Origin of the sequence: Pseudomonas sp. 10-1B (assembly GCF_000935045.1) — a bacterium.
Taxonomy (GTDB): Bacteria; Pseudomonadota; Gammaproteobacteria; order Pseudomonadales; family Pseudomonadaceae; genus Aquipseudomonas.
This window is the reverse complement of sequence record NZ_JYKS01000058.1, coordinates 1-20,128: the sequence shown is the minus strand read 5'-3', so window position 1 is coordinate 20,128 and position 20,128 is coordinate 1. Positions and strand designations below refer to the sequence as shown.

At 63.7% G+C, this 20,128-nt stretch carries 19 protein-coding genes; 7 read left to right on the top strand and 12 right to left on the bottom strand.

Translation table 11 applies throughout. The annotated features are described in order from the left end of the window. Window positions 1-290 precede the first annotated feature (290 nt). The 8 genes from TZ03_RS25070 to TZ03_RS25035 form a co-directional block, all read right to left on the bottom strand. The gene (locus tag TZ03_RS25070) at window positions 291-1,265 is read right to left on the bottom strand and encodes a 2-hydroxyacid dehydrogenase (RefSeq protein WP_051101073.1); all 975 of its coding nucleotides are present in this window, start codon (window positions 1,263-1,265) and stop codon (window positions 291-293) included. A 10-nt stretch (window positions 1,266-1,275) separates the two neighbouring features. Beyond that, the gene (locus TZ03_RS25065) at window positions 1,276-2,568 is read right to left on the bottom strand and encodes an MFS transporter (protein ID WP_051101072.1); all 1,293 of its coding nucleotides are present in this window, start codon (window positions 2,566-2,568) and stop codon (window positions 1,276-1,278) included. A gap of 57 nt (window positions 2,569-2,625) precedes the next feature. After that, window positions 2,626-3,576, bottom strand: a complete 951-nt coding sequence (locus tag TZ03_RS25060) for a sugar kinase (protein WP_051101071.1) — start codon at window positions 3,574-3,576, stop codon at window positions 2,626-2,628. Then, window positions 3,569-4,348, bottom strand: a complete 780-nt coding sequence (locus TZ03_RS25055) for a TIM barrel protein (RefSeq protein ID WP_051101070.1) — start codon at window positions 4,346-4,348, stop codon at window positions 3,569-3,571. The genes TZ03_RS25060 and TZ03_RS25055 overlap by 8 nt, the downstream gene beginning before the upstream one ends. Before the next feature lie 67 nt (window positions 4,349-4,415). After that, window positions 4,416-5,435, bottom strand: coding sequence for a transcriptional regulator PtxS (gene ptxS, locus TZ03_RS25050; RefSeq protein WP_051101069.1), 1,020 nt, complete (start codon window positions 5,433-5,435; stop codon window positions 4,416-4,418). Window positions 5,436-5,755: 320 nt separating this feature from the next. After that, complete coding sequence (locus tag TZ03_RS25045; protein WP_051101068.1) at window positions 5,756-7,003, bottom strand: cytochrome c; 1,248 nt, start codon at window positions 7,001-7,003, stop codon at window positions 5,756-5,758. A gap of 12 nt (window positions 7,004-7,015) precedes the next feature. Further along, a complete protein-coding gene (locus tag TZ03_RS25040) occupies window positions 7,016-8,800 on the bottom strand; it encodes a GMC family oxidoreductase (RefSeq protein WP_051101067.1) in 1,785 nt (594 codons plus the stop codon). 3 nt (window positions 8,801-8,803) lie between these two features. Next, the gene (locus TZ03_RS25035) at window positions 8,804-9,544 is read right to left on the bottom strand and encodes a gluconate 2-dehydrogenase subunit 3 family protein (RefSeq protein WP_051101066.1); all 741 of its coding nucleotides are present in this window, start codon (window positions 9,542-9,544) and stop codon (window positions 8,804-8,806) included. 530 nt (window positions 9,545-10,074) lie between these two features. On the opposite strand from TZ03_RS25035, the gene TZ03_RS25030 reads away from it, so the two are divergent. The 5 genes from TZ03_RS25030 to TZ03_RS25010 all read left to right on the top strand — a co-directional run bounded on the left by TZ03_RS25030 (window position 10,075) and on the right by TZ03_RS25010 (window position 14,036). Continuing rightward, a complete protein-coding gene (locus tag TZ03_RS25030; protein WP_051101065.1) occupies window positions 10,075-10,548 on the top strand; it encodes a curlin in 474 nt (157 codons plus the stop codon). A gap of 16 nt (window positions 10,549-10,564) precedes the next feature. Continuing rightward, window positions 10,565-12,010: a curlin gene (locus tag TZ03_RS25025; RefSeq protein WP_051101064.1), complete on the top strand. Its 1,446-nt coding sequence runs from the start codon at window positions 10,565-10,567 to the stop codon at window positions 12,008-12,010. A 221-nt stretch (window positions 12,011-12,231) separates the two neighbouring features. Then, a complete protein-coding gene (alkB, locus tag TZ03_RS25020) occupies window positions 12,232-12,879 on the top strand; it encodes a DNA oxidative demethylase AlkB (RefSeq protein WP_051101074.1) in 648 nt (215 codons plus the stop codon). A 169-nt stretch (window positions 12,880-13,048) separates the two neighbouring features. Then, entirely contained in the window at window positions 13,049-13,336 is a 288-nt protein-coding gene (locus tag TZ03_RS25015) for a hypothetical protein (protein WP_051101063.1), read from the top strand. A gap of 85 nt (window positions 13,337-13,421) precedes the next feature. Next, complete coding sequence (locus tag TZ03_RS25010; protein ID WP_051101062.1) at window positions 13,422-14,036, top strand: Yip1 family protein; 615 nt, start codon at window positions 13,422-13,424, stop codon at window positions 14,034-14,036. Window positions 14,037-14,056: 20 nt separating this feature from the next. On the opposite strand, the gene TZ03_RS25005 is transcribed toward TZ03_RS25010, so the two are convergent. From TZ03_RS25005 to TZ03_RS24990, 4 genes are all read right to left on the bottom strand, one after another. After that, window positions 14,057-14,317, bottom strand: a complete 261-nt coding sequence (locus tag TZ03_RS25005) for a DUF1652 domain-containing protein (RefSeq protein ID WP_051101061.1) — start codon at window positions 14,315-14,317, stop codon at window positions 14,057-14,059. A gap of 311 nt (window positions 14,318-14,628) precedes the next feature. Further along, window positions 14,629-15,501 carry a pirin family protein gene (locus TZ03_RS25000; RefSeq protein WP_051101060.1) on the bottom strand — a complete coding sequence of 291 codons (873 nt, stop codon included), beginning with the start codon at window positions 15,499-15,501 and terminating at the stop codon, window positions 14,629-14,631. A gap of 96 nt (window positions 15,502-15,597) precedes the next feature. Further along, a complete protein-coding gene (locus TZ03_RS24995) occupies window positions 15,598-16,467 on the bottom strand; it encodes an alpha/beta fold hydrolase (protein ID WP_051101059.1) in 870 nt (289 codons plus the stop codon). A 21-nt stretch (window positions 16,468-16,488) separates the two neighbouring features. Continuing rightward, entirely contained in the window at window positions 16,489-17,118 is a 630-nt protein-coding gene (locus TZ03_RS24990) for a LysE family translocator (RefSeq protein ID WP_051101058.1), read from the bottom strand. Window positions 17,119-17,243: 125 nt separating this feature from the next. On the opposite strand from TZ03_RS24990, the gene TZ03_RS24985 reads away from it, so the two are divergent. Then, window positions 17,244-17,723, top strand: coding sequence for a GNAT family N-acetyltransferase (locus TZ03_RS24985; RefSeq protein WP_051101057.1), 480 nt, complete (start codon window positions 17,244-17,246; stop codon window positions 17,721-17,723). Window positions 17,724-17,914: 191 nt separating this feature from the next. Next, window positions 17,915-19,981 carry a maltose alpha-D-glucosyltransferase gene (gene treS / locus TZ03_RS24980; RefSeq protein WP_051101056.1) on the top strand — a complete coding sequence of 689 codons (2,067 nt, stop codon included), beginning with the start codon at window positions 17,915-17,917 and terminating at the stop codon, window positions 19,979-19,981. Window positions 19,982-20,128 lie beyond the last annotated feature (147 nt).

Below are 20,128 nucleotides of genomic sequence, written 5' to 3'. Positions count from 1 at the left end.
CGCTCGCTCCTACGTTTGTTTCGGGCCAATTATTCCTATGGGATTTGCGCGCGAACGCCTTGGCGCATGGCGCAATATCGCGTCGTACGAACAAGGCGGTCGCGCGCGCCTGCCACAGGCGTTACTGGCCTGAAACAAACGTAGGAGCGAGCGCCAGCTCGCGATGCGCCGCGCGGGCGGCGCTCGATCTCACACGCGCTGCATATCTCATGGCAAACACCTGTCAGCCCTGATGCAGCCCCTGTGGGAGCTGGCTTGCCGGCGATGGGCCGCAGGGCGGCCCCTTGTGCTCAAGGCCTGCACACCTCATTCACCAGATTCGCCGGCCGTTCACCGGCCAGCGCGCTGAGCAGATTGTCCACCGCACAACGCGCCATGGCCTGGCGGGTTTCCTCGGTTGCCGAGCCGATATGCGGGGTCGCCACCACGTTGTCGAGCTGCAACAGCGGCGAAGCCACCGGTAACGGCTCCTGCACGAACACATCCAGGCCGGCCCCGCGGATGCGCCGGGCCCGCAGTGCCTCGATCAGCGCGTTCTCGTCCACCACGCGCCCGCGTGAAATGTTCACCAGAATCGCCTCAGGCTTCATCAGCGCCAGCTCCTGCGCGCCGATCAGGCCTTCGGTGCTGGCACTCAGTGGTACGGTCAGGCAAACGAAATCTGCCTGCTGCAACAGCTCATCCAGGCTGCACTTGCGCGCGGCATGGCGCGCCTCCACCTCGGGCTTGGCACGCTGGCTGTGGTACAGCACGCGCATGCCAAAGCCGGCGGCGGCGCGCCGGGCCAAGGCCTCGCCGATGCGGCCCATGCCAACGATGCCCAGCGTCTTGCCATGCACATCGCTGCCAAAATGCGCCGGGCCCAGGTTGGCCTGCCAATGGCCATCGCGCACCCAGTTGGCCAGCTCCACTACCCGCCTGGCGGTGGCCAGGATCAAGGCAAAGCCGGTGTCGGCGGTGGTTTCGGTAAGCACGTCCGGCGTATTGGTCAGCATCACGCCACGCCGGCTGAGTTCGGCGATGTCGTAGTTATCCACGCCCACCGAAACGCTTGACACCACTTCCAGCTGCGGTGCCAGGTCGAGCAGGCTGGCGTCCAGGCGCAAGCTGGCCCCCAGCAGCCCATGCGCACCCGGCAAGGCGTCACGCAGGCGGGCCAGGCCATCAGGCTGGGCGGTGTCCACCCAGGTCACCTCGACATGCTCGCGCAGGCGTGCCATCAAGTCATCGGACAGGCGTTTGTACAGCACGATTCGCTTCTTCATTGCGGGATTCCTAATGGTTCATGGCCAGGCGCGAATCATCGCGTTTGGCCCGGCCGGATGTCTGGGAAGTATTGAGTGCGGCGGTCAGTGCCACTGCAGTCAGCAGCGCACCGCACATGAACAGGTAAGAGGCACCGGGCCCGCCCGTGGCGCCATTGAGGTAGCCCACCAGCCACGAGCCACCGAACGAGCCCAGCGCGCCCATGCTGTTGATCAGTGCCATGGCCCCGCCAGCGACGTTGGCCGGCAGAATCTCGGGCACGATGGCGAAGAACGGGCCATAGGGTGCGTACATGCAGGCGCCAGCGACCACCAGCAGCGCATACGACAACCAGAAATGCTCACTGCCCAAGGCATACGAGCCATAGAACGCCACGGCGGCGATCAGCAACGGCGGCCAGACGAAACGCTTGCGCTTTTGCAGGCGGTCGGACGCCCACGACACGCCGACCATGGCCAGCACTGCCGCCAGGTAAGGCACCGACGACAGCCAGCCGGCCTGCACGATATCGACGTTCGCCGCCTGTTTGAGAATCGACGGCAGCCACAGCACGAAGCCATACACGCCAATGCTCCAGCAGAAGTACTGCAACGACAGGATGATCACCTGCGGCGAGCGGAACGCCTCGCGGTAGTTCTTCACCGGCTTGATGCCCTGCTGCTCGGCAGCCAGCGCTTGCTCCAGGGCGGCCTTTTCCTGCGCGCTCAGCCAGTTCACCTGGGCTGGGCGGTCGTCCACCAGGCGCCACCAGAAGAACGCCCAGATCACCGCCGGCAGGCCTTCGATGATGAACATCCAGCGCCAGTCGTAATGCTTGATGAGATAGCCCGACACCACCGACATCCACAGGATGGTCACCGGGTTGCCGAGCATCAGGAAGGTATTGGCGCGCGAACGCTCCGCACGGGTGAACCAGTGGCACAGGTACACCAGCATCGCCGGCATCACCGCCGCCTCCACCACCCCGAGCAGGAAGCGGATGCCGATCAGCATGTAGACGTTGCTGACCATGCCGGTGAGCGTGGCAAGGCCACCCCAGAGGATCAGGCAGACGAAGATCAGTTTCTTCACACTGCGCTTTTCGGCGTAGATGGCGCCAGGCACCTGGAAGAAGAAGTAGCCAAGGAAGAACAGCGCGCCCAACAGCGAAGACAGCACTGGGGTGATCTGCAGGTCTTCGGCCATGCCGGAAGCGGCGGCGAAGCCGTAATTGGCCCGGTCCAGGTAGGCCAGGCTATAGGTGACGAACACGATCGGGATGATGTACCACCAACGGCGAGATGCCAGGCTTTGGCTTTGCATGGTTTGTTTCTCCTGAGCTTGTTGTTTTTGTTGCAACAGGTGCTACGGGTCAAGCGCTCACGCGCTTCTGCGCAGGTCGTGGGCCTCCAGCTCATGGCGCAGCGGCAGGCCCTCCATGTCACCACGCGATTGCACGGCGCGGCTGCCACACCAGTTGCCACGCGCCACCGCCTCGGCCACTGCACGGCCCTCCAGCAATGCACTGAGCACACCGACGGCAAAGGCATCGCCTGCGCCGACGGTGTCCACCACATGGCTGACCGGCACTGGCGCCACCTGGCCTTCACCTTGGGCGCTGCGGAAATAGGCACCGGCATCACCCAGCTTGATCACCACCAGCTCTACCCCTTGGTCGAGGTAGAATGCGGCGATGTCTGCCGGGGTGTGCTGGCCGGTCAGCAGCCGGCCCTCCTCCAGGCCGGGCAACACCCAGTCGGCCTTGGCGGCGAGGGCATTGATTTCGCGCACCATGCTGCTTTGGTCAGGCCACAGCGAGGGGCGCAGGTTGGGGTCGAACGAGATGCTGCGCCCGGCGCTACGCATGGCGTCCATCAGGGCATGGGACAAGGCACGGCAGCTGTCCGACAGCGCCGGCGGGATACCCGTGGCGTGCAGGTGGCAGGCCTGCAGGCAGCCTGGCCGAATCAGCGCCGGCGACAACCGGCTAGCCGCCGAACCGCGGCGGAAGTACTCAACCGCAGGGTCGCTGCCATCGTCGCAGCGGGCCTTGAGCTGAAAGCCGGTGGGGTAGCTGGCATCCACCTCGACGCCGGAACAGTCCAGGCCTTCGCGGCGCAGGCTGTCGAGCACGAAACGGCCCAGCGAATCGTCACCTACCCGGCTCAGCCAGCGCACCTTGAAGCCCAATCGGGCAAGGCCGATGGCAACGTTGCTGTCGGCACCGGCGATACGCTTGCCAAACTGCCCGACACTGGCCAGGTCACCAGCCTGCTCGGCGACGAACATGGCCATGGTCTCACCGAAGCACAGCACGTGATGCTTATGCATGGGCCACCTCCTGCGCCGCGCCCAGCGCGGACAGGCTGCGCACTTGGGCACGGGTCAGCGCCAGCAGGTCGTCGTCGACCAAGGGGTACTCGACAGCGCGTACCACACCGGGGGCGAACTCGGCCATCAGCGCGGCCCATTCCTGCAGATCTGCAGCTTGTGGCGGCACGGCTACCAGGCGACCATCGGCCCGGCGCTGCACCGCCTTGCAATGCACGTAACGCACCCAACGGCCAAGTTGCCGTGCAGCTTGCCGCGCAGGTTCGCCCTGCCACTGCCAGTTACCGATATCGAAGGTCATGCCCAGGTTCAGCCCACACTTGTCGGCGCACTGGAAAAACTGCTGTAGCGGTTCGATTCTGCCGCCGTGGGCGGTCTGGTCATTCTCCACCAGCAACAGCGGCCCATGCGCAGGCAGCAGCGCCGCCAAGGCCGCGATATCGCAGCGCTCATGGTAGTGGCCCAGGGAAACCTTCAGCGCTACCGCGCCAAAGGCCCGGGCTGTCTCCAGCTTGTGCAGCAATAACGGGTCGGGCAGACCTTCTGCGGTCCACAGTTCGAGCGGAGTGGAATACAGGCACTCCAGGCGCAACCCGGCAATGACCGCACCAAGCGCAACTGCGTCTGGTGCACTGGCGAACAGTTCTTCGCGCAATTCCACACGGGTGACGCCAGCGGCTGCCAGCAGGTCAAGGAACTGCTCCTGGCCACGTTGCCGGACAAAGTCGGCGCCGTAGCTGGAGAGGCTGATGGAAACGGGGTTCGGATGCATTGTTGTTGTCCTTATGAAACCGGTTTCATTTTTGATCGACGATAAGCAGGCGCATGCCTGCCATCGACTACTGGGATTGAGTTGAACCTCGAATGATCAGGTTGGCCTTGAAGTCGATACGCCGGGCTGCCCCGCTATCGCCGCGCAGGCGACCGAGCAGGCTTTCGAATGCTGCCACGCCGATACGCTCGGTGGGTTGGGCCAGTGCAGTGATGCCATTGCCGACCAAGGGGTACCAGTCGAGGTCATCGAGGGCGATAAGGCCGACATCGGCGAACAGATTACGCCCGGCTTCGTGCAGTGCCCGAGTCACCGCCAGGGTGGCGACGCCGTTGAAGGTGAAGATCGCTTGCGGGCCATGGCCACGGCTGGCCAGGAACGCTGCCAGCTGGCCATCCAGGCCGGCGCTGATTTCCAATACCTGCTGGCGCATGCCGGGGCGCCGGCTGACCGACGCACCGAACGCCTGTACCCGCTCCAGGCGTGAACTGGTGCCATCGAGGGGTTCGGTGACTGCCAGGATATCGCGGTAGCCTTGGGCCTGCAGATGGTCGAGGGCCTGCTCGACCGCGTCGGCATTGTCCAGGCCGACCAGGTCGACATTCAGCTCGGGCAACTGGCGGTCGACCAACACCATGGGAATGTCGCGCTGCAGGTTCAGCAGTTCGCCGGGGTGATGGCCAAGGGTGTTCACGATCAGCCCTTCGACGTTATACGACTGCAGGGCTACCAGGTGGTGACGCTCCTGCTCGTCATCGCGGTTGGTGTTGCACACCACCAGGCTGTAGCCATGCTGACGGCAGGCGGTTTCCACGCCATGCATCACGGCCACTGAATAAGGGTTGAGGATATCGGCCACCAGCATGCCGATCAGCCGCGTCTGGCCACGCTTGAGACCACGGGCCATCTGGTTGGGGCGGTATCCGAGGCGCTCGATCACCTCTTCTAGGCGCTTGGCGGTGGCTTCGGCCAGCAACTGACGGTCGCCGCCTATGTAGCGGGAGACGGTGGCCTTGGAAACGCCAGCGACACGTGCCACTTCGCTGATGGTGACCCGTTCGCGGGCATGGGCAGGCGCGTCGGTCATGGGGCTGTCCTTATGATTGTTGTGATAGCGATGAAACCGGTTTCAATACAGCAAAATTAGAGGCGTTCGTCAACCTGCCGTTGATCGGGGTGTTAAAAGCGGGTGAGTTAAAGCATCAAGAATACGCCACAACCCATTGATATAGACGGATAAATAAATAAAGAAACCTGAGGTTTCCCCTAAGGCCAGTCAGTTAAGCAATTTGGGGCCGCTTTGCGGCCCATCGCCGGCAAGCCAGCTCCCACAGGGATCGCGCAATTCCTGAATTCTGCGCGGTACCTGTGGGAGCTGGCTTGCCGGCGATGGGCTGCGCGGCGCCCTTAGCGGAGGGATTTCACATCACCAGCCGTGACTGCACTGCCCTGGTTACCCCAACTGGTGCGGATGAAGTTCACCACCTCGGCAACCTCCTGATCACTCAAGCGCCAGCCGAACGCCGGCATGGTGAAGCTCGACGGTGCCGTGTGCGTCGCCGGCACTGTGCCGCCTGCCAACACCACATGGATCAGCGAGGTGGCATCCGCCGTCTGCACCACCGGGTTGCCGGCCAGCGCCGGGAACACGCGGGTATAACCCTGGCCATCGGTACGGTGGCAGGCCGCGCAGTTGTCGATGTACACCGCCGCCCCGGGCTTGCTGTCATCGCCCTTCCACAGCGCATCCGCCACCTGTTTGTCGTAAACGTGCGGCTGGTCATCAGGGTTGCTTGGCGGCAGCGTCTTCAGGTACCGGGCGATGGCGGTCAGGTCGGCATCGCTCAGGTACTGCATGCTGTGCTCCACCACCTCGCTCATGCCGCCGAACACGGCGCTGCGGTCGCTGCGGCCGGTCTTGAGAAACTGCACCAGCTGCGCTTCGCTCCAGCTGCCCAGGCCGTCCTTGTGGTCGCCACGCAGGTTCTTGGCAATCCAGCCTTCCAGCGGTGCGCTGCCGGCCAGAAACTCCTCGCCATCCTGCGGGCTAAGCGCCTTTTCCTGCATGGTCAGCGCCCGTGGCGTGTGGCAGGCGCCACAGTGGCCCAGCCCCTCGACCAGGTAAGCGCCACGGTTGACCACCGGGTCCGCTGCCGCGGATGCCTGCCAGGCCTTGGCCTCGGGCGCGAACAGCCCACGCCAGATCGCCAGCGGCCAGCGCATGCTCAGCGGCCAGGGGATGTCGGTGGCCTTGTTCGCCCGCTCGACCGGCTCCACGCCCTTCATGAAGTAGGCGTACAGCGCCTGCATGTCTTGCTCGCTGACGCGCGCGTATGACGGGTATGGCATGGCCGGATACAGAGTGCTGCCATCCTTGCCGATGCCCTTGCGCACGGCCTGGTCGAAGTCTTCGAAGCTGTACTGGCCAATGCCGCTGGCCGCCGGGGTAATGTTGGTGGAATACACCGTGCCGATCGGTGTTTCCATCGGCAACCCACCAGCGAAGGGCTTGCCGCCCTTGGCGGTATGGCAGGCCACACAGTCGCCGGCGCGGGCCAGGTACTCGCCCTGGCGCACCAGGGCATCATCATTCGCTGCGGCCTGCACTGCCGCACTGGCGCCCAGCAGCAGGCTTGCGATCAACATTGTCTTCATGCTCATCGCTCCTCAAGCCTGGACCAGCGGGCCGGGGTTTTTCAGGTACTGCTCGCGGATGGCGCGGGCCGACCAGTAGGTCAGCGCAGCCACCAGCCCGGTCGGGTTGTAGCCCAGCCCCTGCGGGAACGCCGAAGCCCCCGGGACGAACACGTTGTGCACGTCCCAGCTCTGCAGGTAACGGTTCAGCGCGCTGGTCTTCGGGTCGGTGCCCATGATCGCCCCGCCGTTCAGGTGGGTAGTCTGGTAGCTGGCGGTGTTGAAGTGGTCCTTGACCTTCTTGCCCAGTACGGCAATGGACTTGGGGTTCATCGCCTGGGCGATCTTGCTCAGCTTGTCGACCATGAACTGGTTCATCTTGATGTCGTTTTCCTGCCAATCGAAGGTCATGCGCAGCAGTGGCTGACCGTAGGCGTCGCGGTAGGTCGGGTCGAGGTCCAGGTAGTTGCCACGGTAGGACTGGTGGGCGCCATGGGCGTCCATCGACACCTGATGGGTGTAGTAGTCGGCCGTGGCCTTCTTCCAGGCACTGCCCCAGGCCGGCGTGCCGGGCGGGTTGGCGGTGCCGGCAATCGGCCGGCTGCCGGCCTGGTTCACCCACATCGGCGAGCCGCCGACGAAGCCGTGCGGGCCGTGGTCGAAGTTGTCGGCGTTGAAGTCATCGATGGCAATGCCGTTGCCACCGGCACCGATGAAGTTGTTGGTGTAGGTGTCCTTGTCGAAGAACGCCTTGACCGTGCCCATGTTCTGGTAGGCGAAGTTACGCCCGACCACGCCTTCGTTCTTCACCGGGTCGTAAGGCTTGCCAATGCCGGAAAGCAGCATCAGGCGCACGTTGTTGAACTGGAACGCCGCCAGGATCACCAGCTCCGCCGGCTGTTCCACCTCGCGCCCCTGGGCGTCGATGTAGGTCACGCCGGTGGCCTTGCGCTTGCTGTCGTTCAGGTTCACCCGCAGCACATGGGCATTGGCCCGCAACTCGAAGTTGGGCACCTGGCGCAGCGCCGGCAGGATGTTCACGTTGGGCGAGGCCTTGGAGTACATGTAGCACACGTAACCGCTGCAGAAGCCGCAGAAGTTGCATGGCCCCATCTGCGCTCCGTAGGGGTTGGTGTACGGCCCGGAGGTGTTGGCCGACGGCAGGTTGTAGGGTTTGTAGCCCAGGCTGGTGGCGGCCGTTTCGAACAGCCTGGCCGATACCACGTTTTTCTGCGCAGGCAGCGGGAACGGGTTGGAACGGTCCGGGGCATAGGGGTTGCCACCCTTCCCTTCACCGACCACCCGGCCATTGACGGTCCAAGCCTGGCCAGAGGTGCCGAACACCTTTTCGGCGAAGTCGAAATAAGGTTCCAGTTCTTCGTAACTGACGCCGAAGTCCTGGATGGTCATGTCCTCGGGGATGAACTTGCGCCCATAGCGCTCTTCATAGTGGCTGCGCATGCGCAACTCGACCGGGTCGACCCGGAAGTGCACGCCCGACCAATGCAGGCCCGCGCCACCCACACCCTTGCCCGGCAGGAAGGCCCCCAGTTGGCGATTGGGCAGGGCCACGTCATTCGCGCTATGGCGGATGGTGACGGTTTCTTTCGACACATCGACGAACAGCTTCTTGCGCACGCTGTAGGTCAGCTCATCGATCACCTGCGGATAACTGCCTTCCGGGTAGGTGTCCTGCATCGGCCCACGTTCCAGGGCCACCACCTCCAGCCCGGCTTCCGTGAGCTCCTTGGCCATGATCGCGCCGGCCCAGCCGAAGCCTACGATCACAGCATCCACTTTCTTCAACACAGTCGCCATGCCTCAGGCCCTCTCGCCACGGATCGAAACAGCCGGGAACGGGTAAGGCTCGTTGCGCTCGACCCAATCCATGAAATCGGCGCGGGCGCCAGGGAAGCCAATCTGGGTCCAGCCGACCATGCCTTTGTTGCCGCCATGGATCGGGTCGCAGAAGAACCCTTCACGGGTGTTCTGCACCAGCAGGCTGAAAAACACCTTGGCTGGCACGCTGTCGAAAACCAGCTCCCCTGCTTCGATCTTGCTGAGAATACGGTCTCGGGTAGCGCTATCTTGCGCAGCAAAAACTTGCCCACCGTTGGCCTTGCACCAACCATCCACGGCAGCGATGCCCAGACGGTAGATCTGTTGCGGGCTGAGCTGCAGCTGGTAGCCCAGCTCTGGCGCGGCATCGGCGTTGAATGGGCCGTGCATGTACCACTGCGCACCTGTCGCGTAGGGGGTGTTCATCTGCCGGTCGATGAATTCGGCAGCGCCGGCTTCCAGCGCACCGGGGCCAAGCTCGTCAGCCGGGATGATGCGCGAGACGGCGGCCTCGACGAAGGCCCATTCCTCGGCGCTGAAGAAGGTCGGCTGGTAGTTGCCCGCAGGCGGCGTGGCCGGCACTTTCGGCTCGTGTTGCGGGGCCGCAAGCAGTTGACTGGTACCCACGCCAAGCCCGGTGCTGGCCACGGTCACGACCGGGATCAAGGTCAAGGTCTTGCGCAGAAAATCCCTGCGCGGGTTGTCTGGGGCATGCTCAGGCATTGCGAATCCTCATCGGCGGTGTAGTGGCCTCGATAAGCGCCATCTGGTTTTCAATGTGGGGGTCAGGTCCTGATAGACCTTGAAGAAGACAGCCGAATAATCTAGCGCGTTCAGAGATGTTTTGAAACCGGTTTCATACTTGACTACCGACCGTTCCAAGGCCCACCTGGTGCATGGCACCGGCTTTGCCGGTGTGCGCGGGTAAACCGCTCCCAAGAGCCCCTCTCCCCCTCGAGAATGGGTCGGCACTCCCTACCAATCCCCAACCTTGGGGAAACGCTGCCCACCGGCTATCGCCTTAAATAGCCCCGCTGAAAAACTGAACCCCTTCCCCCGCAAGGCCTACAGCGTAATTTTCATGCTTTGGCACGCCTATTGCCGATGTCCTCTCAAGCGCACCAAGTCCATAGGCCCGTTTGCAGGAGGAGTTGGCTCATGCACCGACCGATGCCCCACCCGCTGGCAGTGTCGATTTTCGCCGGCATGCTTCCGCGCCCAGCCCAAGGGTGCAGTAAAGGCCGGAGAGCGCGATGAAATCCCTGTATCCCTTACTGCTCTGCCTGGCTCTGACGGGCCAGGCCAGCTGGGCCGAGGACCTGATGGACAATGCCGACCTCGCACCCGGCAATGACCTCGGCGACCCGGTGATCATCCGCCTGCTGCCGGCCGGTGCCGGCCAGGCCGCGGTGATCGAGCAGCAGGGTTCAGGTAACCGCGCCACCCTCGACCAAAACGGCCAGGCCCTGTTGGGCCGCATCGTCCAGGCCGGTGGTGCGCAGGAAGCGTACATCTTGCAAGAAGGCAGTGACCTGATGGCCAGCATCAGCCAACAGGGCAATGGCAACAACGCGTCGATCCGCCAGAGCGGCCGCAGCAACAGCGCAGCCATCGAACAGATCGGCAACGACAACAACGCCAGCATCGTGCAGTCCGGCACAGGCCTCAACAGCTCTGTGACCCAGACCGGCAATGGCCAGTATGTTCAGATCACCCAATACCGATAGACCTGGAGGCACCACCATGTACAAGCTCGCTCCGTTAAGTGCCGCTATCGTTCTGGCCCTCGCAGGTCAGGCCATGGCTGATGACAGCACCTCGTCCCAGACCCAGAACGGTAAGGAAAACATCGCCGAAGTCAGCCAGACCCTGGCGCCGTTCGCTTCGGCCACCCAGAACCAGACCGGCAAGGGCCATAACCACATGGCCGTTCAGTCCGAGAGCACCAGCGATATCCAACAGAGCGCCACTGGCTCGTACAACGCGGGCTACGGCGATCAGCTGTTCGAGAACAGCAGCCAGATCACCCAGCAGGCCAGCGGCTCTTACAACGATGCCTTCACCAGCCAATCACTGGGCATCAACAACCAGTCGCTGCAAACCCAGCAAGGCACCGGCAACACCTCGACCGTATGGCAGGAAAGCCAGGAAGGCAGCAAGGCCACCTCGTGGCAGTCGGGCCAGCGCAACGAAGCCTTCATCGAGCAGGTCTTCGGCGGCACCAATAACCGCAGCACCATCAACCAGACTGGTCAGGACAACTTCGCCGCAGCCGAACACCTGGGCCACATCGATGGCAATATCCAGGTGTACCAGGATGGGCGTGAGAACTGGGCCTACGGCGACCAGCGCGACGGCGTCGGCGGCACTATCGCCCTCGGCCAGTACGGCATCGGCAACTCGGCGGAAGTGTGGCAAGACAACCAGATCGGCAGCCAGGCATCCGTGACCCAGTCCGGCCAACTGAACGAAGGCTATATCGACCAGAGCTTCGGCGTCGGCAACAAGACGAGCCTGTCGCAGCAAGGTACCGCCAACGCCAGTTGGTCGGATCAGTTCGAGACCAACAACTCGATCACCAGCATCACCCAGACTGGTAGCAACAACCTGCATTACACCTACCAGAACGGTGAAAACCTCAACCTGGCCATCAACACCAAGGGCAATGGCAACACCATCACCGCCAGCAACTGGAAAGGCGCCAAGATGGGTGGCCAGTTCGGCACCAACCAGAAGGCCACCATCAACCAGAACGGTAACGGCAACGGGGTCAACCTGACCCAGAACGGTGATAACCACCTGGCCACCCTAAGCCAGAAAGGCACCGGCAACCAGATGCAGACCAAGCAGGCCGACAGCAACAACGAGCTGTACTTCGAGCAGAACGGCACCGACAACATCCTGATCGCCGACCAGCGCGGTACCGACAACTATGCCTACGGCAACAGCCAGGGCACCGGCAACTCCATCACCCTGGACCAGTCTGGCTATAGCAACCAGAGCTACACCCACCAGCTGTACGGTAGTGGCAACGAAGCCACCATCAAGCAGGCTGACAGCATCAACGTCGCCTACGTGACCCAGGGAGGCCAGGGCAACCAGGCGTTCGTCAACCAGAGCGGTATCGCCCAAACCGCCACCATCACCCAGCTGGGCAGCGCGAACCAGGCCACTGTGACCCAGCAGTAAACCTCTCCCCCTTGAACCGCGGTACTCCTCTCCCTGGTGCCGCGGTTCTTTTTTGTCCCCTCCAGGTTTTTCACCCGACCTGTTCGCGGGCACGCCCGCTCCCACAGGGACCGCGCATTTCCAAAGCTCAGCGCCAAACCTGTGGGAGCGGGCGTGCCCGCGAAGAGGCCAAGCCTGCCAAGCGCGTTACAATGGTCACCATCCATCCTGATGCCAAGCCCATGATCCAGTCCGACCTCGACCTGTTCGGTCCTCAGCCGCAACGCCTGGCCAGCCACACCGTGCTGCTGCCTGGCTTCGCCCTGGCCGAAATCGAGCCCCTGCTTGACGCCCTGCGCCCGGTGCTGCGCGCCGCGCCATTCCGGCACATGCATACCCCCGGTGGCCTGCGCATGGCCGTAGCGTTGAGCAACTGCGGCACGCTGGGTTGGGTCAGTGATGAAAACGGCTACCGCTACAGCCCCAACGACCCTCTCAGCGGCAAGCCCTGGCCCGCCCTGCCCGCGATTCTACTCAACCTGGCTACCCGCGCCGCGGCCATGGCCGGGTTCGACGGTTTCGTGCCCGATGCCTGCCTGGTCAACCACTACCTGCCCGGCAACCGCCTGAGCCTGCACCAGGATCGCAACGAGCAAGACTTCGGCCAGCCGATCGTATCGGTGTCCCTGGGCTTGCCGGCGGTGTTCCTGTTCGGTGGCCTGCAACGCGCCGACAAGCCCCAGCGCATCCCCCTGAGCCATGGCGATGTGCTGGTCTGGGGCGGTGAGGACCGCTTGCGCTTTCACGGTGTAATGCCGATCAAGCCTGGCGTGCATCCGCGTCTGGGTGAGCGGCGGATCAACCTGACCTTGCGCAAGGCCGGTGGCTGAAGCGAACCCGCGGTGCACCACTCGGCGCAAACAAGATGAACGCACATGAAACAGGTTGAACATCTTGCCCAGGCAGGTTTCAAACGATAAGCCGCGCCTTATTCTGTCTGGAGCCTGCCATGTCCTACACGCCCTTGCCGATGAGCCCTCGCAATGGAGTCGCGCACCAATGAAAATGCCCGGCCCCGCACCCAACGCCTCGCTGCAGCTCGATTACGTGCGCGACACCCTGTTCGGCCCGGTGGCGCAAAGCGTGGAGTGCCAGTGCCAACTCGCCGCCCTCAACCTGCAAGGCCGCCCGGGGCTGCGCCTGCACATCTGTCCGCCGCTGCCCGACAAGGTCGACCGCGCCCACAGCGTGGCCTTCGTTTGGGACGGACGCAGCTATCACGGCTTGGTACGTGACCAAGGCAAGTGCGGCGATGGTGGCCTGAACCTGTTGCTGGAACTGCAGTAAGCCGATCAACGGCGGCCAACCCGGCTGAACCTGGCGGACGCGACAGGCCTCCATAGCAAAAGGCCCACGCCTGCTGGAGGATGCCATGAACAGCCCGTTGCTCAAGCTCTTCACCCACCCCGCCGACGCCTGGCTGGACATTCGCCGGGCCGAGGAAGACCACCCGCAGCAATACCTGCCGCGCCTGCTGGCCTTGGCGCTGATCCCCGCCGTGTGCCTGTTCGTCGGCACCACCACCTTCGGTTGGAGCCTGGCCGGCGAAGAGCGGGTCCGCCTGAGCATGGGCAGTGCCGCGCAACTGGCCGGGCTGCTGTATGCCACCACGGTGGTCGGGGTAATGGCCATGGGGGTGATGATCCGCTGGATGTCACGCGGTTTCGATGCACAGCCCAACCTCAACCAGTGCATCGGCTTTGCCGCCTACTGCGCCACGCCGTGGTTCTTTGCCGGGGTAGTCGGGCTGCTGCCGATTCGCTGGCTGGCCGTGGCGGCGCTGCTGGCGGCCTCGGTTTATGCCAGTGTGTTGCTGTACGGTGGGTTGCAGACCTTCCTGCGGCTGAAGAAGGAACAGGCGATGCTGTTCGCCACCTGCGTCTGGGGTGTGGGGTTACTGCTCCTGGTGACCATCCTGGTAGCGATGATCCTGTTCTGGTTCAACGGCCTGATGCCGGAATACGTGCGCCCGGCCAGCCTTGGCTGACCGGGGCACGGCGGGCGCGCTCAAGCAATGTCCTTGAGTGGCGCCGGGTGGTTGTCACGCAGCGCGTGCAGCTGCCCCACCAGGTTGACCAGGTCACGGCAACTGTTGAGGCTTTGCAGCGGGACCCCGCTCAGGGTCACGCCCTCATCGAGACTCTGGCCCTGGCCCAGGCGGATGGTCAGGTGGGTGCCGTCCGGGCAGCTGACTTCACAGCGGTCGGGCAGGCAGGCCTGCTCGATCATCTGCCGCATCTCTAGCATCGAAACTCCAATCAACGACATGGTACGACCCTCTCTGTGGGATGGCCTGTTGTGTGTGAGTACGCCTTTATCGGGCGGGGTGCCAATTGATATTGCCCATGCCTGGCCAGACGTCCATGCGCCAGGGCAATGATCATGCGGGAAATCCTCTAGCACCTTAGTGGAAGATTGCCCGGCTGGGCCGAGTGTTCGAACGCAATGGCAGACTTAACGACGAGTGGTGCCGGCAGGTGTATGCCGCAAGATATGTAGCAACTTTTGAGCTCTGCGCGGTACCTGTGGGAGCTGGCTTGCCGGCGATAGGGCCGCGACAGGCCGTCCAATCCACAGAATCAGTGCCCAGCGTGCATCTGCCCGAACCGCCCGGCCTGGAAATCGTCAAACGACTCGGCAATCTCCGCTTGGCTGTTCATCACGAACGGGCCGTAACCGACGATCGGCTCATCGATCGGCTCACCGCTGAGCAGCAGCACACTGGCGCCTTCCAACGCCTCGACGGCAACATGCTCACCACTCCGGTCAAGCAGCACCAGGCTGGCCGCGCCGGCTTCCCGCTCGCCGTTGATGCGCACCGTGCCACGCAACACAACCAAAGCCGCATTGCGCCCGGCGGCCACTGGCAGCTGCAACGCCGCGCCCGCATTCAGCCGCAGGTCCCAGACATCCATATTGGTGAATGTACGTGCCGGCCCCTGGTGCCCATGGTAGTCACCCGCGATCACTCGCAGGCTGCCGCCCTCGCCATCCAACGCCACCAGCGGAATGTCCTTGGCCAGCAGCGTCTGGTAGCCGGCCGCTGCACGCTTGTCCCGCGCCGGCAGGTTGACCCACAACTGCACCATTTCAAGGGTGCCACCACTGCGGGCAAAGCCTGGGGAATGAAACTCTTCATGGATAATGCCGTTGGCGGCGGTCATCCACTGCACGTCACCCGGGCCGATCAAGCCGCCAGCACCGGTGGAGTCACGGTGCTCCAGCTCGCCCTGGTAGACGATGGTAACCGTCTCGAAGCCCCGGTGCGGGTGCTGGCCGACGCCACGTCGCGCACTGGTCGGGGTGAATGCGTGAGGGCCGGCGTAGTCCAGCAGCAGGAACGGGCTGATCTGGCTGGCCAGGTTGTCATAGGTGAACAGGCTGCGCACCGGGAAACCATCACCCACCCAGTGGGCATGCGGGCTACGGTGAATACCCAGAATCTTTTTCATGAGAAGGCTCCTCTCTTGGCTGGAATAACCTTATCAATGAAACCAATAATCCGGTAGACAGCCTATTTGGCATGCATCGTTCCACCTGCAGAACAGTCAGCGCAGAAAATCGAGCACCTGCTCGGCAGCCATGGCCGGGTCTTCCTGCATGAAACAGTGCCCGCCGGCGACCTGCTGCGCGGTCACATTGCGGTTGAGCGCCGCCAGGCGGTTTACCGAGCGTGGCACGAAGGGATAGGTGTGCTCGCCATACAACACCCGCGTCGGCGTCTGGATCGCCGCCAGGCTCGCCCACATGCGCTTGGGGAATGAACTGAAGATTTCCACTTCCCGGCTGGGCCGGCACTTGAGCACCACCGCGTCGCCGCAATCGCCGATGGCATGCTCGACATAGGCCTGCAGCGCCGCATCGGTCCAGCCCTTGAAGATGCCGCGGCCTTGCAACGAAGCCAGCGCCGCCTCGCGGTCGGGCCAGTGGCTGCGGCGGTTGGCAGCCTTGCGCGCCAGGGCGTGACGCTGATGCAAGCCGACCAGCGCTGCGGCCCCCATCACGCCGAGCATGCGCCGGCCGAACAGTACCGGGTCAAGCAGCACGGCACGCGCGAACAGGTGCGGCTCGCTGGCCAGGATCAAGCCGGTGAGCACACCACCGAAGCTGTGCCCCACGGCAAACCGCGGCACCTCGCCATACTCACCGCGCCCTGCGGCGAAAGCCTCCAGCGCCAGCGCAGCGGTGCGGTTCCAGCCGCGAAATACCCCGCCATGGTCACTGTCACCGTGGCCCTGGACATCGCTGAGCCACAGGTCGAAATGCTCACCCAAACGCATCAGCAACGGTTGGTAGGCCAAGCAGCAGAAGCCGTTGCCGTGCAGAAAATGCAGCAATGGCTTGCCACTGGCCGGCGTTCGCCAGCCACGCAGGGTGAAGCCTTCGGTACATTCGTGGGACCAGGGGATCAACTGCATCGGCTTGCTGTACTCACGGGGTCAGGAAAACGCCGATTCTACAAACAGCAGCGGGTACAGTGAAATCACCAGCAACAGGGCCATCAGGACATTGAACAGCATCAGCCAGCGCGGGTTCTGCAGCAGGTTGCGCAGGGCACTGCCAAACATTACCCAGACGCCGACGCTGGGCAGGTTGACCAAGGCGAACACGGCGGCGATGACGATTACATTGGTTACATAGCCTTGCGCCGGCGTGTAGGTGGTGATCGCCCCCACCGCCATCACCCAGGCCTTGGGGTTGACCCACTGGAAAGCGGCAGCCCCCCAGAAGCCCAACGGTTTGCGGGCGTTTGCCGAGCCCGTTCCGAGCGGCCCGGAGGTGGCAATCTTCCAGGCCAGGTACAGCAGGTAGACGGCGCCGGTGTAACGCAGCACCGTGTACAACGCCGGCCAAGCCTTGAACACCTCGCCCAAGCCCAGGCCAACAGCCAGCACCATCACCATGAAACCGACGCTAATACCCATGGCATGGGGGATCGAGCGGCGCACACCGAAGTTCACCCCCGAGGCCAGCAGCATGGTGTTGTTGGGCCCCGGGGTAATGGAGGAGACGAAGGCAAACAGCACGAAGGCAGCGAGCAGGTCGGCGGAGGCAAGCATGGCGGGCATTCCACTTTCTTTATAGGTGCTGTCACACTAACGGAGTCGCCCTCTCTTGCGACCGGTACAATTTCGCTAAATTATGTAGATACACATCACTGTACCGCCATCACCGGATCAAGGAAGCCACCACCATGAGCCTCACCATTCGCCCTGCCGCTCGCACCGATGCCGAGCAGATCCTGGCCTTCATCACCGAACTGGCCGAGTACGAGCGCGCTCGCCATGAGGTGATCGCCACCGTTGCCGACATCGAGCACAGCCTGTTCGGCGAGGGCAGCACGGTGCATAGCCTGATGTGCGAACGCGACGGCCGGGCAATTGGCTTCGCCGTGTATTTCTACAGCTACTCGACCTGGCTCGGGCGCAATGGCATTTACCTGGAAGACCTGTATGTAACGCCCGAACAGCGTGGCGACGGCGCCGGGCGGCAGTTGCTGCGGCACATTGCCCGCGAAGCGGTGGCGAACGGCTGCGGGCGGCTGGAATGGAGCGTGCTGGACTGGAACGAGCCGGCGATCGGCTTTTACCAGGCACTGGGGGCCGAGGCGCAGGACGAGTGGGTGCGCTACCGGCTGGATGGGGAGAAGCTGGCGGTGTTCGCCCGGGGGTGACAGGCCAGCAGGTCTGGCCCTATCGCCGGCAAGCCGGCTCCCACAGGGACCGCGCATTTCCAAAGCTCAGCGCCACAAACCTGTGGGAGCGGGCGTGCCCGCGAAGCAGGCAAAACCATTCTCAAGCCGAACGATCAGCCTCCACAGCCGTCATAACCTGAGCCGGTACCGACACGCAAAGAGGATGCGAAATGCCCCAAGCCGACCCGTCATACGTCAAGTGGCTCGAAGACCGCGCCATGCTCAGGGCCTCCCAGGAACGCGCCAGCCTGTATTCGGGCCAGTCGCGCCTGTGGCAACACCCCTATGCCGAAGCGCAGCCGCGTCGCGCCACCGAAATAGCCTCGGTATGGCTGACGGTCTACCCCGACGCCATCATCGCCCCCGAAGGCTGTTCGGTGCTCGGCGCCCTGGCCCACGAGGCGCTGTGGAAGCGCTTGTCGGAGATCGGCATCCAGGGCCTGCACACCGGCCCGATCAAGCTGTCCGGGGGCATTCGCGGCCGCGAGCTCACCCCTAGCGTGGACGGTAACTTCGACCGCATCAGCTTCGACATCGACCCGCTGTACGGGAGCGAACAGGAACTGATCCAGATGAGTCGCATGGCCGCCGCGCACAACGCCGTGACCATCGACGACCTGATCCCCTCGCACACCGGCAAAGGCGCCGACTTCCGCCTGGCCGAAATGGCCCACGGCCCCTACCCGGGCCTGTACCACATGGTCGAAATCCGCGAGGAAGACTGGCCGCTACTGCCCGACGTGCCCGCCGGCCGCGACGCGATCAACCTGCTGCCGGCCCAGTGCGACGAGCTCAAGGCCCGCCATTACATCGTCGGCCAACTGCAACGGGTGATTTTCTTCGAGCCGGGGGTCAAGGAAACCGACTGGAGCGCCACGCCGCCCATCACCGGCGTCGACGGCAAGACCCGGCGCTGGGTGTACCTGCATTACTTCAAGGAAGGCCAGCCGTCGCTGAACTGGCTGGACCCAACTTTCGCCGCCCAACAGATGATCATCGGCGATGCCCTGCACGCCTTGGATTGCCTGGGCGCCCGTGGCTTGCGCCTGGATGCCAATGGTTTTCTCGGCGTGGAAACGCGCGCCAGCGGCACCGCCTGGTCGGAAAGCCACCCACTGTCGATCGTCGGCAACCAACTGATCGGCGGCATGATCCGCAAGGCCGGTGGCTTCAGCTTCCAGGAGCTGAACCTGACCCTCGACGACATCGCGCAGATGTCCAAGGGCGGGGCCGACCTGTCCTACGACTTCATTACCCGCCCGGCCTACCAGCACGCCTTGCTGACCGGCGACACCGAATTCCTGCGCCTGATGCTCAAGGAGATGCATGGTTTTGGTATCGACCCTGCCTCGCTGATCCATGCCCTGCAGAACCACGACGAGCTGACCGTCGAACTGGTGCATTTCTGGACCCTGCATGCCCACGACATGTACCTGTACAAGGGCCAGACGTTGCCCGGCGGCATCCTGCGCGAACATATCCGTGAAGAAATCTACGAGCGGCTGTCGGGCGAGCATGCGCCGTACAACCTGCGCTTCGTCACCAACGGCATCGCCTGCACCACCGCCAGCCTCATCGCGGCAGCCTTGGGTATTCGCGACCTCGGGCAGATCGGCGCGGCGCAGGTCGAGCTGATCCAGAAGGTGCACCTGCTGCTGGTCATGTACAACGCCATGCAGCCAGGGGTGGTCGCGTTGTCCGGCTGGGACCTGGTCGGCGCCCTGCCCTTGCCGGCCGAAGCGGTCGCGCAGCGGATGGTGGATGGCGATACCCGCTGGATTCACCGGGGTGGTTACGACCTGGCCGGGTTGGACCCGCAAGCCGCAGCGTCGGTGCGTGGCATGCCGCGCGCACGAGCGCTGTACGGCAGCCTCGACGACCAGTTGGAGAACGGCGATTCGTTCGCCTGCAAGGTGAAGAAACTGCTGGCTGTGCGCCAGGCCTACGGCATCGCCAGCAGCCGCCAGGTATTGGTGCCCGAGGTCAAGAGCCCCGGGCTGCTGGTGATGGTGCATGAGCTGCCGGCCGGGCGTGGCATCCAGATCAGCGCGCTGAACTTCGGCCACGAAGTGATTGCCGAGGAGCTACTGCTGACCGGGTTCACGCCGGGGCCGGTGGTGGACATGATCAATGAGACGGTCGAAGGCGACTTGACCGAGGATGGGCGGTTGACGGTGAACCTGGACCCGTACGAGGCGCTGTGCCTGCGTATCGTCAACAGCAGCGGGCATATATGAAGCTGTACTGGCCCTATCGCCGGCAAGCCAGCTCCCACAGGGTATTGTGGTGCGCTTGCCGGCTTTGTTCTCTGCGCAGTCCATCCTGGACTGCCCCCAAGAAGTTGGACAAAAAATCCAACCCTTGGGGGACCTATGGGCAAATAC